Annotated in this window: 14 protein-coding genes and 2 pseudogenes; 3 read left to right on the top strand and 13 right to left on the bottom strand. The window is 50.5% G+C overall.

Annotated elements, in window-relative coordinates; translation table 11 throughout:
- Nucleotides 1–110: 110 nt before the first annotated feature.
- On the bottom strand, nt 111–1,220 hold the full coding sequence (locus HV334_RS13265) for an AI-2E family transporter (RefSeq protein ID WP_181220473.1): 1,110 nt from the start codon (nt 1,218–1,220) through the stop codon (nt 111–113).
- A gap of 202 nt (nt 1,221–1,422) precedes the next feature.
- Here HV334_RS13265 and HV334_RS13260 point away from each other — a divergent pair, with 202 nt between their 5' ends.
- A complete protein-coding gene (locus HV334_RS13260) occupies nt 1,423–2,382 on the top strand; it encodes a DUF523 and DUF1722 domain-containing protein (protein ID WP_016156416.1) in 960 nt (319 codons plus the stop codon).
- Between the two features lie 155 nt (nt 2,383–2,537).
- Here HV334_RS13260 and HV334_RS13255 read toward each other — a convergent pair.
- The 9 genes and pseudogenes from HV334_RS13255 to HV334_RS13215 all read right to left on the bottom strand — a co-directional run.
- Nucleotides 2,538–3,428: pseudogene (locus HV334_RS13255) on the bottom strand (GGDEF domain-containing phosphodiesterase); the annotation flags it as partial.
- Between the two features lie 58 nt (nt 3,429–3,486).
- On the bottom strand, nt 3,487–4,404 hold the full coding sequence (locus tag HV334_RS13250) for an IS5-like element ISEc35 family transposase (RefSeq protein WP_028016400.1): 918 nt from the start codon (nt 4,402–4,404) through the stop codon (nt 3,487–3,489).
- Between the two features lie 75 nt (nt 4,405–4,479).
- A pseudogene (locus tag HV334_RS13245) lies at nt 4,480–5,526 on the bottom strand (GGDEF domain-containing protein); the annotation flags it as partial.
- Between the two features lie 17 nt (nt 5,527–5,543).
- Nucleotides 5,544–6,038, bottom strand: a complete 495-nt coding sequence (locus HV334_RS13240; protein WP_016152974.1) for a molybdopterin-dependent oxidoreductase — start codon at nt 6,036–6,038, stop codon at nt 5,544–5,546.
- Between the two features lie 542 nt (nt 6,039–6,580).
- Nucleotides 6,581–7,222 carry a PAS domain-containing protein gene (locus HV334_RS13235; RefSeq protein WP_181220472.1) on the bottom strand — a complete coding sequence of 214 codons (642 nt, stop codon included), beginning with the start codon at nt 7,220–7,222 and terminating at the stop codon, nt 6,581–6,583.
- Between the two features lie 124 nt (nt 7,223–7,346).
- Nucleotides 7,347–8,315 carry a threo-3-hydroxy-L-aspartate ammonia-lyase gene (locus tag HV334_RS13230; protein WP_181220471.1) on the bottom strand — a complete coding sequence of 323 codons (969 nt, stop codon included), beginning with the start codon at nt 8,313–8,315 and terminating at the stop codon, nt 7,347–7,349.
- Between the two features lie 27 nt (nt 8,316–8,342).
- Nucleotides 8,343–8,738: a RidA family protein gene (locus HV334_RS13225; RefSeq protein WP_019076721.1), complete on the bottom strand. Its 396-nt coding sequence runs from the start codon at nt 8,736–8,738 to the stop codon at nt 8,343–8,345.
- 245 nt (nt 8,739–8,983) lie between these two features.
- Entirely contained in the window at nt 8,984–9,292 is a 309-nt protein-coding gene (locus HV334_RS13220) for a monooxygenase (RefSeq protein WP_016152978.1), read from the bottom strand.
- Nucleotides 9,293–9,328: 36 nt separating this feature from the next.
- Nucleotides 9,329–10,120, bottom strand: a complete 792-nt coding sequence (locus tag HV334_RS13215) for a PhzF family phenazine biosynthesis protein (protein ID WP_115190613.1) — start codon at nt 10,118–10,120, stop codon at nt 9,329–9,331.
- Nucleotides 10,121–10,253: 133 nt separating this feature from the next.
- Between HV334_RS13215 and HV334_RS13210 the strand changes: the two genes are divergently transcribed.
- Nucleotides 10,254–10,952 (top strand): RluA family pseudouridine synthase, encoded by a 699-nt coding sequence (locus tag HV334_RS13210; protein ID WP_181220470.1) that lies wholly within the window; start codon nt 10,254–10,256, stop codon nt 10,950–10,952.
- A 38-nt stretch (nt 10,953–10,990) separates the two neighbouring features.
- On the opposite strand, the gene mdtK is transcribed toward HV334_RS13210, so the two are convergent.
- Nucleotides 10,991–12,364 carry a multidrug efflux MATE transporter MdtK gene (mdtK, locus tag HV334_RS13205; RefSeq protein WP_016152981.1) on the bottom strand — a complete coding sequence of 458 codons (1,374 nt, stop codon included), beginning with the start codon at nt 12,362–12,364 and terminating at the stop codon, nt 10,991–10,993.
- Nucleotides 12,365–12,581: 217 nt separating this feature from the next.
- On the opposite strand from mdtK, the gene HV334_RS13200 reads away from it, so the two are divergent.
- Nucleotides 12,582–13,229 (top strand): riboflavin synthase, encoded by a 648-nt coding sequence (locus HV334_RS13200; RefSeq protein ID WP_016152982.1) that lies wholly within the window; start codon nt 12,582–12,584, stop codon nt 13,227–13,229.
- Nucleotides 13,230–13,270: 41 nt separating this feature from the next.
- Here HV334_RS13200 and cfa read toward each other — a convergent pair whose 3' ends face one another.
- Nucleotides 13,271–14,419: a cyclopropane fatty acyl phospholipid synthase gene (gene cfa / locus HV334_RS13195; RefSeq protein ID WP_016152983.1), complete on the bottom strand. Its 1,149-nt coding sequence runs from the start codon at nt 14,417–14,419 to the stop codon at nt 13,271–13,273.
- 290 nt (nt 14,420–14,709) lie between these two features.
- Nucleotides 14,710–15,915 carry a purine nucleoside transporter PunC gene (gene punC / locus HV334_RS13190; protein WP_016156423.1) on the bottom strand — a complete coding sequence of 402 codons (1,206 nt, stop codon included), beginning with the start codon at nt 15,913–15,915 and terminating at the stop codon, nt 14,710–14,712.
- Between the last annotated feature and the right edge of the window lie 69 nt (nt 15,916–15,984).

Below are 15,984 nucleotides of genomic sequence, written 5' to 3'. Positions count from 1 at the left end.
CCTTCTGCGACGATTAATGAATAAGCATGATTGAAATTATAGGAAACGTATGATTTTGCGTGAAAATAAAAAAGGCGGTCTCAGGACCGCCTTCTGTTATCGTCCTGCCATCATAAATCTGGAGGATTTTTTCCTTCTTCCATAAAGGCTTCGTCGATTCCTTCCACGTTACCTTCATGATCGCGCCCGGAAAACAGGTTCCAGCAGGTAATGAACAGTGCGGCAATCAGGGGGCCAATCACAAAGCCGTTAATGCCGTAGACCTCCATTCCGCCGAGAGTGGAAATCAGAATCAGATAATCCGGCATTTTGGTGTCTTTACCCACCAGCAGCGGGCGCAGGATATTGTCCACCAGCCCGACGATAATCACGAAGAAGCCAACGATAAACAGCCCTTGCCACAGCTGGTGCGTGGCGAAGAGGAATATTGCCGCAGGTACCCAGACGATCGCTGAGCCGACCGCGGGCACGAGGGAGAGAAACGCCATCAGCGCGCCCCACAGGACGCTGCCGTCGATGTCGACAATTGCAAACGCGATGCCGCCAAGAATACCCTGAACCAACGCCACGACCGCTGTGCCCTTGACCGTTGCCCGCGTCACGCCGACGAATTTGGCAAACAGGTGCTGTTTAGCAAAATCAGAAAGCGGTAATGAGTCCAGAATCTGGCGCACCAGGTACGGCCCGTCCTTCAGTAAGAAAAACAGCAGATACAGCATGATGCCAAAGCTAATAGCAAAGCCGAATGTCCCTTTACCAATCAGGAACGCGCTGCCGGCGAGGTACTGTCCACCCTGCAGTACAACGTCGGACAGTTTTTTCTGGATCTGCGCGACGTTATCCAGATTATGTTCTGCGAGGAATCCTCTGGCCCAGTCAGGAAGATACGAAATAATGGCGGTGACCACTTCCGGGAACTGAGTGTCGTTTTGTTGTAATTTGGCATACACCACGTTCAGCTCAATAGCCAACGAGGAGAAGATCACCATCAGTGGGATAAAAACAATCAGACAGATGATGCCGATGGTGAGCAGTGACGCCAGCCCGTTACGTTCGCCAAGCGCGCTGCGCAGTCTGTTTTTCACCGGGTTAAAGATGGTGGTTAAGATTGCGGCCCACAAAATGGCAGAGAAATAGGGAGACAACACATCGAAGAACGCCCAGGTCACAAGGGCAAGTATGAAAATGAAGAAACCTTTAGTCAGTCCGTTAAATCGCATTAGTGAACCCTGTAATGAGAAGCAGTCCCGACTATAGAACCGTTCAGGGGAATTACCAACTTTCGCTGCGCATATTTACTTAAATTGGTTAACCTGTTTTTCGTAGGGAGCCTGCGACAGATAAATAACGTACGCTATGATTTATTAGTGAAACAGTCATACTTTTCTTCCCGAAAAAGGGCGTCAAAAAAGAGGGGGCGTTATGAACACTCAACCTGTCATCGGGATTAGTGGATGTTTAACCGGCTCAGCCGTGCGATTTGACGGTGGGCATAAACGGATGGGATTTGTGATGGACGAGCTGGCTCAGTGGGTGACTTTTAAACCTGTCTGCCCGGAGATGTCCATCGGTTTGCCTGTACCACGCCCCGCGTTGCGTTTGGTTCAAACCGCCCAGGGGAATATCCGCATGTGTTTTAGCCATGCGCCTGGTGAGGATGTAACCGATAAAATGTCCGATTTCACCGCTTCGTATATCAATGGGCTTGGCGGTCTGTCGGGTTTTATCGTCTGTGCTAAATCACCGAGCTGCGGAATGGAGAGAGTGAGGCTGTATGACGAAAAGGGAAATCGCGGGCGAAAAGAGGGAACCGGTCTGTTTACCGGCACCTTAATGGAAACCTACCCGTGGTTGCCGGTCGAAGAAGATGGCCGCTTGCACGATCCGGTGCTGAGGGAGAACTTTGTCGAGCGAGTGTTCGCGTTACATGAGCTTAATATGCTGCGAGCCTCTGGTCTTACTCGCCACGGTTTACTCAACTTCCACAGTCGCTATAAGCTCCAGCTTTTGGCTCATCACCAGGCGGGTTACCGGGATATTGGCCCTTTTGTCGCCTCGCTCCATCAGTGGGATGATTTGGACGCTTTTTTCGTGGTATATCGCGAAAAGCTAATGGCGATCCTCAAAAAGCCCGCCTCACGGAAAAATCATACCAACGTACTGATGCATATTCAGGGCTACTTCCGCGATCGGTTGAACACCCGCCAGCGCGGAGAGTTGCGTGACGTTATCCTCAACTATAGCGGCGGACTGCTGCCAATATTAGCGCCACTGACTCTGCTCAAGCACTACCTTGCTGAATACCCAGATAGCTATTTACTTACCCAGAACTATTTTGATCCTTATCCGAAGGATTTAGCCCTACGGTTAATGATTAATTAGCCTGATAGCGAGTAAATCTGGGGCAGAAATATCCGTTGTTCGCGAAGGTTATCCCTGCCGTTTTCTGATGCGTTTAAGCAGGGATAATTTTCACGGTGTGTAATCGATGATAAAAATGCGGCCCTGCACCCACGGGCAAATGTGCCGGCCGCGATTTAACCGTTTCTGATTTCCTCATCGATACAAGGCTGAGGTTTGCCAAACAGATATCCTTGCGCGAAATCGCAGCCCAGAGCCTGAAGTCTTGCCAGTTGCTCCTGCGTTTCAACACCTTCTGCAACAGCCTTCATATTGAGAGATTTCGCCATACCCGTGATCAGTTTGATGATAGTCAGGGCGTCTTCCTGCGTAGATATCGAATGCACAAAGGACTTGTCTATTTTGATTTTATCGAAGGCAAGTCTGCTGAGGCGCGAAAGAGAAGAGTATCCGGTACCAAAATCATCGATGGAGATTTTTACCCCCAGGGCCCGGAGCTTATTAAGCGTATTTATCGGTGTAGCACTCTCGGTAAAGAGAGAGGATTCAGTCACTTCCAGTTCGAGGCGGTCAGGTGGAAGTCCAGTTTCTTTCAGAATGGTTAACACGATTCCTGCAAAGGCCTTGCTGCTTAGCTGGACAGGGGAGACATTGACTGAAATTTTAGCCGGAACCGCCCAACCCGCGGCTTCCCTGCAGGCAATTTCCAGCACCGCTTTCCCCATCTCATTAATCATCCCTGTTTTTTCAGCAACAGGAATAAAGCTATCCGGCGACAGGAGGCCCTTGAGAGGATGGATCCAACGAATTAGCGCCTCATAGCTGTATATTTTCTGACTGAAAGAATCGACAATAGGCTGGTAATACACCACGAACTCTTTGTTGACTATTGCTAATGCCATATCATGCTCAAGCGTGCTGCTTTCCTGCAATTTTTCTAACATTCGTTGCCGGAAGACTTTTATCTTGCCAGAGCCTTCATTTTTGGCTTCATAAAGGGCCAGATCGGCAAATTTATAAAGATAGTCAGAGCGACGCTCATTTTCTGAGATAACAATGCCAACACAGGGGCCTTGTTGATCAAATCCAAAGTTGGATGGTCGCTCCCCAACCCGCCGGGCGGGCTTAGTTGACAGCCTGCCGAATAGGCATACCAAGCCCTATGACCTTGTTCATGACTTTCACCCCGGCCAGGATCTCACCCACCTGGGCGTTGTAGCTCCGCAGACTCAGTTTCGGACCGATGAGCTGCTTGAAGCGATACATGGCGGTCTCAGCTATCGAGCGCTGATGATAGCCAGAGTCCTTTTTCCATTGCTCCAGTTCTCCTGCCTTGAGCGCGGCAACCGCCTCGTTGCGTGGATGGCCTGTCTTCCAGAATGCCGCATTTTTTCTCGGCGGTATGGTGGCCTTGGCGCCCTTCTTTTGCAGTAGGGCATAACAGGCTCTGGTGTCATAGGCACCATCGGCGCTGACTTGTTCTATCTTGCGGCGCAAGGGGTTGAGCAGCGTGGGCAACACCTCGTTATCGCCCACCGTTTCCAGGCTGACTTCGGCTGCAACGATGGCATGGGTCGCCGCATCTACGGCCAGGTGAAGCTTGCGCCAGACGCGGCGTTTCTCCTTGCCGTGCTTGCGAATTTTCCATTCGCCTTCGCCATAGACCTTGAGTCCGGTGGCATCGATGACCAGGTGAGCCACTGGGCCATGGCTCGGTAGGCGGTACTTGATTTCGACCGTCTTGGCGCGCTTGCTGATACAGCTGTAGTCCGGCGACTGTAAGGGCACCTTCATCAGCTTGAACAGCGAGTTGATGAAGCCTTCCAAGGCACGCAGCGGTAGCTTGAATACCGCCTTGAGCATCAGCGCGGTTTCAATGGCGGAGTCGCTGTAATGGAAGCCTCGCCCTCGGCGGCCATGATGGGTTTGGCAATGCCACTGCTGGATGGCTTGCTCATCCATCCAGACGGTCAACGAACCACGTTGCACCAAGGCTTGGTTGTACTGTTTCCAGTTGCTGATCTTGTGCTTGGACTTGCCCATCTGGCGCTCCCGGTGGTGAACCTAAGAGATCAGATCACCAAACTGCGGGATAGTTCCCTGATTTGAGCAACAACGCCCAACACAGGTGGTTATGTTGATAATTGTGTTGTAAATAGTGTAGGGCTGGCTGATAAACTCACATATTTTCTGGGCTCGCGAAACGGCCCGACTTTCTGTCAGACCACTTGAGAGAAACGCAAACTCATCTCCGCCTAAGCGATACAGCGTATCCGACGTAAGGCTTGTCGAAATCAGACGATCCGATATCTGGCGCAGTAACATATCACCGGCATCATGACCATATGTATCATTGACCTCTTTGAATCGATCTAAATCAAACAACATCACAGTCACAGCATCGTTATTTTTCTCTGCCATTTCGATTGTTTTATTTAAATCGCTCCAGAATAACTGGCGGTTATTCATCTCGGTGAGCGAGTCATGGTAGACGTCATATTCCAGTTTGGCATTCTGAATTTGTAGCTTTTCCTTCGATTTTTGCAGTTCTTCGGCAAGACTCTTGACCTGAAGGTGCGCTCGCAGAATATTTCTGTTTTGATAAAAAATGAGCACACCCAGAATCGCACTCAGTATTATTAGCAGTACAGATGTCGTTGAGTAAATATAGTACAGCGTTTGAATTTTTTGGTTGGCGTTATTAATCGAGTTAACATCTTTGTTTAATGCGCCGGATGAAAGACGCCCAAGTTGTGCATCCAGGGTATGCATTTTTTTCAGATACGCCTGGAGTGCTGGACGGTTCATTTTCTCGAGATTATCATCCAGATAACTAAGGATATTTTCAAGTGTTACCGCTAGCTCACGGTGGGCTATATTGCTTTCTATGTAGCGCCCCAAATCACCTTCTTTTATCAAATCACTCTGGCTGAGCATAATGTCGAGACGCATGCGTACATCATCAAGATTCATCGTATCATCGATAGTGTAAAGACCAAGCAACGATTCAAATCGGTAATATTGTGATACCAACTGAGCGGCAGACCAGGAATCGGTGTAGTGAGTCAGTTTCTGTAGCTCTTGTTGCCTTTCATGTACGAGGAAAGAGATATATCCGGTCGATATAAAAAGAAAAAAGATGATGCCAGCCAGTATTCTGTTCATGATGTTCCTCTGAACGCTTACTCAATATCCATACTACTGACCTGCCATGCAGACCTTGAATAATAAATCTGATTATTTAGTTCCGGCATGCTGTCATAGGGGTACACAATGAATAATGGGCCCTTATCACGGATGCGCATATATTTTCCGTTGATTTTTAAAGCAAGGATGGCATTGTATTTTTTGAAATCACTGAGAGGGATAACGGTGGTGTAGTCATTAAGCGCAGTAACCTTTACAACGGAGCCGCTCGCTCCAACATAATCCATGAGTTTTTGTAGTGGAATACCCGTAAAGGTCGTACGTCCATTATACCAGGGGGAGGTGGTCTGAAAACTTACCATGCCCAGCTTCTCAAGGCTGGCGGTATCAAAAACCGCTTTCCCGTCTTCATTTGTATTTTCAATATTACCGGATAACGTTAAAAGAACTTTACCGGTGGGCCTGGAAAGTTCACCCGCCCAAAGCTGGGTGGAGAGCACAACGCTTACCAACATGACTATTAACCGCATTCTAACCTCACCAATCAGCCGGATGTAAAAGAATTATAATTTAGATATCACGCTATTTATATATTCCGCCTGTCTATTATTGATGATGTGAAGTTATTTGTATTTTAATTCATTTAAATCAATGGGTTGCCATGCTTAATGGTTATGAATATTTATTAAATCAGGCGAAGTCTGTTATTAACGGACGGTGATTTTTGTTGTGTCTGTACAAAAAACACTCACTCTGTGGTTGTTAAAAAATCACACGATCATAAAGGTTTATTTTTTTTGTGCAGCGACAGGGAATCGTTGTTTTATCGGCGGGTAACCTTGTTGAATAAATCAAATTTTTGCCTATTCCCGGGATTAGATTACACAGGCGTAGCAGACGTTCAAAAATAGTCAATTATCAGGAATTCAAAATATGCAAAATCACCTACGGGATCGTCAGCAACTTAATGAACTTATCAATGGCTGGATGCACCGCGATTGGGGGAATATGCCGCGCTGGCTTGCTGCATGAGCCAGGCGGATATACCTTGCTGAGCGCCGCATAACCGGGTTTATTCGCCAGCCTGAGCCGACTGGCGGGCATACAGATACGCGGTTGCTCTGGAGACGCCCAGATGCTGCGCCACAGTGTCCATAGATTTTCGTACGTTCAGCAAACCGTCTTTACGTAATTGTTGAATCAGTCGTTTACGGTCTTCAGGTTTCAGGGCGCGGGCCGTCGTTGCGCATTTAGCGGCAAAGTCATCGATACGCTGGCGGATGACTTCATTACTGCCGGGATCGATATGTTCATTAATGGGGGAGTCCGCGGTTTCAGTAAAACGCGCAAGGGCACTCTGCATGCCACGAAACAGCGTCATATCCACGTTCAGACAGAGTGCTGCTACGTATTTGCCTTCGTCATCCTTGATGCCGATGGAGGTACTTTTCACCGGGCGGCCATCGGCAAACTGGTTGCTGTAGTTGGCAATAATGCTGGGAAATTCAGGCGATGCGATTCGCGCCAGACCCAGTTCTGTTGCCGGTTGGCCGGGTTCTCGCCCGGACAGGTTATTATGGATGGATAAAATGGCATGTTCAGGATTTTTGAGATCATGAACCACCACTTCGCAAAACGGCGAGAAGGTCTCGCTCAAGCCCCTGGCGATAGTGTCAATTTGGCTGAGAAGTGAGTTGTTATCGGTTTTTGGCATGCCAGTCTCCTGCGGTGATGCCTGTTGCCATGATTGCGGGCAGTTTACAGTGAGCAGGGTTCGCTTTTCCAGACGCGAGTGTTCAGACGGTAATAAGGTATCCGCATGGCAGATACCTTCTTGATTACCCGGCAAGGAATTCACTGTAGCGGCTGATATCCACGTTCCCGCCGCTGATGATAATGCCGATTTTCTTGCCGCGAAGTTCAGTTTTGCGCGCTCTGGCGGCGGCAAAACCCAGACAGCCAGTCGGCTCCACGACAATTTTCATTCGCTCAGCGATAAATTTCATCGAGGCGACTAATTCATCGTCTGAGACAGTCAGAATATCGTGCACATTTCGCTGGATAATCGGAAACGTAATATTCCCGAGATGTTGGGTCTGAGCACCGTCAGCAATGGTTTTCGGCGTATCGATATGAACAATCTTTCCGCTGCGAAACGACTGTTGACCATCGTTTCCTGCCTCTGGCTCGACACCATAGATGATGCAGTCAGGTGACAGATGTCTGGCTGCCAGTGAGGAGCCCGAAAGCAGGCCGCCGCCGCCCAGACACACGAAAAGAACGTCTAGCTGACCCACTTCTTCAATCAGCTCTTTTGTGGCGGTGCCCTGGCCCGCAATCACGTGCGGATGGTCGTATGGCGGGATCAGCGTCAATCCTTGTTTCTCTGCCAGCTCCCGTCCGATTTTTTCACGATCTTCGGTATAGCGATCGTAAATCACCACATTTCCACCATAGCCTTTTGTGGCTGCAACTTTAGCCGCCGGGGCATCATGCGGCATGATAATCGTCGCCGGGATCCCCAACAATTTTGCCGACAGGGCAATGGCCTGCGCATGGTTGCCGGACGAAAAGGTGACGACGCCCGCAGCGCGTTGTTCTGGCGTGAACTGGCGTAACGCATTCATGGCTCCGCGAAATTTAAACGCGCCCATTCTCTGGAAGTTTTCGCACTTGAAGAAAACTTCAGCACCAAATTCGTCATTAACCGTTCGGGAGGTCATCACCGGCGTTTTGTTGGCATAGTCGGCGATGCGCTCTGCCGCGGCGGCAACATCGTTATAATCAGGCAGTGTCATTTCAGTCATTGTTGTTCACCTGTATGTCGTTAAACGTCATGCTTGTGGGGCCAGGGCAATAGCTTCAACTTCCAGCGCGAAACCATAATGAAGCTCTGCAACGCCCGCTACCGCGCGGGAGGGCCGGAAATCACCGATCCACTCCCCATAGATTTTGTTAAACGTTGGCCATTGGTTGATATCTGTTACATAGACGCGTACTGACACCAGGTGCTGTCGAGAAACCCCTGCGCCAGCCAGGCAGGCATCAATATTCTGCAGTACCAGCCGCGTCTGTTCTTCAAAAGAGGCCTCGGTTTTTTTTTCGCCATCACTTGTGACCGGCAACTGACCAGAAATGAAGACGAATCCGCCAGCCGTTGTACTGTGTGAGTAATGACCTGCAGGCGGAAAACCTCCTGCAGATGAGTTCAATGTAATGTCCACGGACATAAGAGAATCTCCTGTAGTTAGTGGTAATTCATTTTGTATAAAATAATACTATTTGTATTATTTTATACGCTTTCAAACCGCGTTCGGCTAGTGATAGTTTTCACAGGTGATGATTTTGTGAACTATGGCAAACGTGACCCACGTTATATAGCTATCCTGGCGCGGTGAAAGAGGGGGAACGCTTTTGATGAGGGTAAAGCAGGGGAGTGAAGAAGCGCCCCGGGGCGGGGCGTTAAAGCCAAAAATTAGCCGATATGGCCGTGGTTAATCTTACTTAACGGTTCATTGATATCGAAGATTTTGCACGTCACGTCTTCCACACCCAGGTGCTTCAGGCGAGCCGTGTGTTTTTTGATATAGGCCAGAGCGCTGTCTTCATCCTGAAACAGGTAGATGCCACCCGCTTCGTGGTTTGCTGCGTTCTCGGTCCAGATTTTCCAGATGAATCCCGGCTCCTGGTTGATGGATTCGGCCAGTTCAACAAGCTGATGTGACATCTCAGCGCCAAACGGCCCAGGAAAATCAAAGTGTATCTGCACGAGTTTGTTCGCCATAAATCCTCCATGGATTGGTTAATTCGGGTAAGGCTGCTAGCGTAACAGCACTTTACCCGTCAGATAAGTTACTGCTTGTCCACCGATATAAACACGTGTTCCTGTCAGTTGGCAGCGTAAATCGCCGCCGCGTTCAGAGACCTGGCGCGCCAGCATCTGCGTTTTATTCAGTTTTGCAGCCCAGTAAGGAATCAGCATGCTATGCGTCGAACCGGTGACCGGGTCTTCCGCGACTGCTTCACCCGGGCAGAAGAAACGGCTGACGAAATCGTATTCCCCGTCACCCGGCGCGGTGATACATACCATTTTCCCGAGGGGAATCATGGCGTGGATATTCGGGCGCACAGCCTCAACCTGCTGTTGATTCTCCATCACGACCATGTAATCGCGCGCGACGCGCACTTCTTTATATTCGGTGATGCCCAATGTTTCCAGCAGTAAGGCGGGCGGTTCGGCAGGTTCGCTTTGCCAGGCAGGAAAATCAAGCGTCAGCCAATCACCGCTGCGCGTGACCGTCAGTGGACCCACAAAACGGGTGGCAAAATGGATGGTCGCTTCCGGGTAATCCAGATGTTCAAAGATGACATGTGCGGCGGCAAGCGTGGCATGCCCACACAGATTAATTTCGCCTTGCGTGGTAAACCAACGCAGCTCGAAGCCATTCTCATTGGCGACAAAAAAAGCGGTTTCCGACTGGTTATGCTGCTGCGACATTTTTAATAATATTTCATCCGGCAACCAGTCATCGAGCGGGCATACTGCTGCGGCATTACCGCCAAACGTCGTAGTGGTAAAGGCATCTACCATGTAGAAATCGATTTGTTGCACGGTGTAACCCTCTCATCGCACTCAGGATATCCCACACTCTATCATGCAATGATTGTCATTGGTTAAGCGCCCTGATTCGCCAGTGTGGTAAAAATTCGCTATCATCCGTTTCCACACTTCATCCTGGCCGCTCATGTCTACGATCCTCGATACCTTTATTGCCCCGCCTTGTCATGAGGAGATAGCGATCCTCCATCAGGACGAGCATCTGGTGCTTATCAATAAACCCACCGGACTGCTTAGTTTGTCGGGGAAAAACCCGCAGAATCTCGATTCGGTACATCACCGGCTGGTACAGATTTACCCCGGCTGTACGCTGGTACATCGGCTTGATTTTGGGACGTCAGGGCTGATGGTGATTGCCCGTAACAAGGCTATCAACGCCGCGCTTTGCCAGCAGTTCAGTCAGCGCGCGGTAAGCAAGGTGTATAGTGCGTTGTTGTGCGGGCATCTGAAAAACGATGAAGGCGTTATAGACGCAGCGATTGCCAAAGACCCGGCGCTGTTTCCACTGATGTCGATTTGCGCCATTAACGGTAAACCCGCGCGCTCGCGCTATCAGGTTATTGAGCGTTTTCATCATCGCCAGCAAGATGGGGAGTTACTCGCTTTGACGCGGGTACGGCTGACACCTGAAACCGGGCGTACCCACCAGTTGCGGATCCACTGTCAGCAGTTGGGGCATCCCATTTTGGGGTGCGATTTATATGGTGGGCGTCTGCTGCCAGGCACCGAACGGACGTCGAGACTGATGCTGCATGCCAGTGAACTGCATTTCAGGCATCCGGTCAGTCAGGAATGGATGACGACCCAAAACGCCAGCCCGTTTTGAGGATATAAAAAAGCCGCCAGATGGCGGCTATTTGGGGATTATCGTGCAGCGCGTTGTAAAATAACCGCTGACGGCTGGCGCTGAAGAAAACGCATCCGCAACATCATCAACACTGCCGCAGAGGTCAGGCCGATAATAAAGCCCATCCAGAATCCTGCCGGTCCCATCCGGTCAACCACCAGATCGGTGAGCGCCAGAATATAACCGCTCGGCAGACCCAGTACCCAGTATGCCGTAAAGGTAATAAAGAAAATGGAACGCGTGTCTTTATAACCACGTAGGATACCGCTGCCAATAACCTGGATAGAGTCCGATATTTGATACACCGCGGCCAGTAACATGAGCTGCGCTGCCAGAGCGACAACTTCCGGGTTATTGTTGTAGAGCAGGGCAATGTGCTCACGGAATGTTACGGTGAAAATCGCCGTCACAACCGCCATGCAGACGCCGACGCCCAGACCTGTTCTGGCTGCGGTTTGCGCATCCAGCGTGGAACCCTGGCCCAGACGATAACCGACTCGAATGGTGACGGCTGCAGCCAGAGACATCGGCAGGACGAACATTAACGAGCTGAAGTTGAGCGCGATCTGGTGTCCGGCCACGTCGACAATCCCCAGCGGGGAAACCAGTAGCGCCACCACAGCAAACAGCGTCACTTCGAAAAATAACGCCAGCGCGATAGGTAAACCCAGCTGTACCAGGCGCTTCATTACGGCGGTGTCCGGTTTCTGGAAACCACGCTCATTACGGATATCACGCATCGAGCGTGCGCGTTTAACGTATGACAGCATGGCGATAAACATCACCCAGTAAACCGCCGCTGTTGCCACGCCGCAGCCCACGCCGCCAAGTTCCGGCATGCCAAAATGCCCATAAATGAAAACATAGTTAACAGGAATGTTCACCAGCAGGCCGAGAAATCCCATCACCATCGCCGGTTTGGTTTTGGCCAGACCTTCACACTGGTTACGGGCTACCTGGAAGAACAAATACCCCGGCGCGCCCCACAGCAACGCACGCAGGTAGCCGACGGCTTTATCCGCCAGCGCCGGGTCGATGTTATGCATGGAGCGAATAATGTATCCCGCGTTCCAGAGCACGATCATAATCAGAATGGAGACGCTGCCCGCCAGCCAGAAACCCTGGCGTATTTGATGGGCGATACGATCGCGGCGCCCGGAACCATTGAGTTGCGCAATCACTGGCGTCAAGGCCAGCAGCAGTCCGTGACCAAACAAAATGGCCGGCAGCCAGATAGATGTGCCAATGGCGACGGCCGCCATGTCCGTGGCGCTGTATCCGCCCGCCATGACGGTATCAACGAATCCCATTGCGGTTTGAGCGATTTGCGCAAGAATCACCGGAATTGCCAGAGCTAATAACTGACGCGCTTCACTTACATACTTTTGCACGTGTACACCACTATATTGTTGTTATTTGAGAGACTAAAAAAGCCGCCTTATATGGCAGCAAGGAGAAAAAGCAGGGGAAATTTCAGTCTATTGTAGCGAGGAATACGTAATTCTCCAGTGAAAAAACAGGCAGTAGCGGCGCATTGCTGGCAACCTGAATTTCCACCTGCTATTGTGCTGTGCAGAGATGTCTTAATTCAGTTCAGGAGTTAGAAGTATGTTTACGGGTATTGTGCAGGGCACCGCGAAACTGGTGTCCATTGATGAAAAACCAAATTTTCGTACGCATGTTGTGGAGTTACCTGAATATATGTTGGATGCGCTGGAGACCGGCGCATCGGTTGCCCACAATGGGTGCTGCCTGACGGTAACCGAAATCAACGGTAACCAGATAAGCTTTGATCTGATGAAAGAAACGCTGCGTATCACCAATCTGGGTGACCTGAAGGTTGGGGATTTGGTCAACGTTGAGAGAGCGGCAAAATTCAGTGATGAAATTGGCGGACATTTAATGTCGGGCCATATTATGACGACCGCCGAAGTGTCGAAAATTCTGACCTCGGAGAACAACCGCCAGGTGTGGTTTAAAGTTCAGGATCCGTCGCTGATGAAATACATCTTGTACAAAGGATTTATCGGAATTGATGGCATCAGTCTGACGGTCGGCGAGGTGACACCGACGCGTTTCTGTGTGCATTTGATCCCGGAAACGCTGGAACGTACGACGCTGGGTAAGAAAAAGTTAGGCGCGCGGGTCAATATCGAAATCGATCCTCAAACCCAGGCGGTGGTTGATACCGTTGAGCGCGTACTGGCGGCGCGTGAAAGCGCCATCAGTAACGTAACGGGTGAGGCGGGAGCCTAAGCCAGAGTGTAAAACCCCCGTTGGCACGGGGGTGATAACGATTAGCGGGGAACGCGCAGGCCGTGTTCAACGCCGCGGGAAAAAACCACCTGCCACAGCTGAATGTCGCGAGCACGAAACGCACCGGCGCAGGCGTTCAGGTAATAGCTGAACATCCGTTTAAAGCGTTCGGTATAGTTATCGGCGATTTCAGGCCAGGATCTCATGAAACGCTCGTGCCAGGCCATCAACGTTGTATCGTAATCCGCGCCAAAATTATGCCAGTCTTCCATCACAAAATGCGGCTCGCTGGCGTTGGCAATCTGGCGAACTGACGGTAAACAGCCGTTCGGGAAGATATATTTATTGATCCACGGATCAACGTTATTGTCGGTCTTTTTAGAGCCGATGCTATGCAGCAAAAAGAGGCCGTCGGGTTTTAAATTACGATCAACCACCTCAAAATAAGTCGCGTAGTTCTTCGGCCCCACATGCTCAAACATGCCGACGGAGACAATGCGATCAAATTTGTCGTTAAGGTCGCGATAATCCTGCAGCAAAATTGTGACATCCAGCCCCGCACAACGCGCCTGCGCCATTTTCTGCTGTTCTGCCGAAACGGTCACGCCCACCACGCTAACGCCATATTGTGACGCCATAAACTGGGATAAGCCGCCCCAGCCGCAGCCAATATCGAGCACCCGCATGCCTGGCTTCAACTGCAGTTTTTCGGCAATCATTTTTAGCTTCGCCTGTTGGGCAGATTCCAGGGTATCGGCATCTTTCCAGTAGGCGCAGGAATACTGCATATAAGGGTCCAGCATGCGGGTAAAGAGATCGTTGCCCAAATCGTAGTGTTCTTTGCCGACGACCCACGCACGTTTTTTGGTCTGTAAATTGAACAGGCGAGCCGTGGCGATACGGAGCGTATCTTTAAAGTGGCGGGGGAGTTGGTTTTCAAGACCGGCGCGCAGGACTTTACAAAAAAACATGTCCAGCCGGTCGCATTCCCACCAGCCATCCATATAACTTTCGCCCAACCCTAACGATCCTTCCTGCAGTACGCGTTTGAAAAAATCGGGGTTCGTTACGCGAATATCTGCCGGTGCCGGACCATTAATGGTAATACCTGCACGGCTTAATAATTCATTGGTGATGCGGTACCAGTCATCATCCGGTACGCTGACGTCTTCTATACACGATGAACTCATAGCTTCTCCATCACTGGTCGGTGATCAGAACCTTAAAATAGCGTAGACGCTTTTTTGGGCTTTGTGAGAACTCTCACGGAATTAATCCGCGAATCTATAATCCGACGTAGAACAGAGGAAGGGAGGAACCCTTGCCGAAAAGACCATCCATGGGAAAACGGGAACGTTCTTGTCCCCGTTAACACATAACAATTATCGTTTTTTTAACAACCGGAAATCAGTATAGGCCTGAATTTTTGACGATTCAACCAATAAATATTAGCAGGCTAATCAATTATCAAGGGTGATTACTAGTGAGACTCACCGTGGGCAATTTGCGCCCGATCATCTGTGTGCGGGGCGTTAGCCTTCTGCGATTGCATTTTGTAACCCGCGGCCGCCAGCAGCACCGTTGTCAGCATCACGCTGGTGGTGGTGAGCAGCGGGGTGGCGATCAACCAGGAAACCACAAGGCTTGCCAGGAAGCATAAACCCAGTTGCAGTGTGTTCTGCAATGCCGCTGCGCGTCCCGTAGCTTGTGGGAAAGGACGTAACGCCTGAGCCACAACAATAGGGTAGATTGCTCCATTGGCAATCGCCATAACGCAGAATGGGATGAGGATTTCAGCCAGCGCAACATGGTGAATAAAGCCGGTTGCCCAGGTGGCCACTACGCTAAAGGCATACAGAATGAGTAACCAGGGCAGCAACTGACGGCCCTGCCATTTTTGCAGCGCAGCGCGGCAGCCGTAACCACCAATTAAGAAAGCGATGGTTTGTGGAACATAGCTCAGGCCAATCACCGCCGGACTGTAGCCCATTTCGCTGAGGATGAACGGGGAACCCGTCAGCCACGCGAAGAAGCTCGCGGAGCAGGCGGCATAAATCAGCACGTTTCCGCGGTAAACTTTTGAGCGCAACAGGGTAGCGAAAGTCAGTTTATCCTGGCTGTCGTCGCGTGCTTTAGCTGTTGGTTTTAAGCGCAGAGCCGGAAGCATCAGGATTAGAGTAATGGCAAACAGGGTGGCGAAAATGGCCTGCCAGGAAAAATGTACCAGGATCCAACTGCCTAATAATGGCGCTAATGCCGGGGATAACCCGACCAACGGCATAATGGTGGCAAAGATGCGGTTTACTTTTTGTGAAGGATAATAATCGGTGACCAGCGCCTGCCAGATAACCGATGCCGCACAAACGCCAACGGCCTGAACAAAGCGCAGTACCAGCAGACCGGTGGCATTTTCAACCCACAGCATGCCCAAACTGCCCAGCGCGAAGATGGATAAACCCAGCAGCAAAACAGGCTTGCGGCCATAATGGTCAGAGAGCGGCCCCCACAGAAGTTGCGCGACGGCAAAACCCGCTAAGAATAAGCTAAGGCTGGCGCTGACGGCAGATGCAGGTGTCTGCAGATCGGACTGAATTGCGGCGAAGGCGGGCAGATACATATCCGTTGCCAGAAAGCCGAGTACGCTAAGACCCGCCAGCCAGACTAAAAATCCTTTCCCAGGTTGCATCATCATTTCTCTTTTTTTAGCAGTAGAACAATGCCGCTGAGTGTAGTGAGTGTAATTCTTGCTGTGAAA

The sequence above is a fragment of the Citrobacter sp. RHBSTW-00944 genome (assembly GCF_013615435.1).
In the GTDB taxonomy this organism is placed as follows: Bacteria; Pseudomonadota; Gammaproteobacteria; order Enterobacterales; family Enterobacteriaceae; genus Citrobacter; species Citrobacter braakii.
This window is presented reverse-complemented; position numbering and strand designations above follow the sequence as displayed.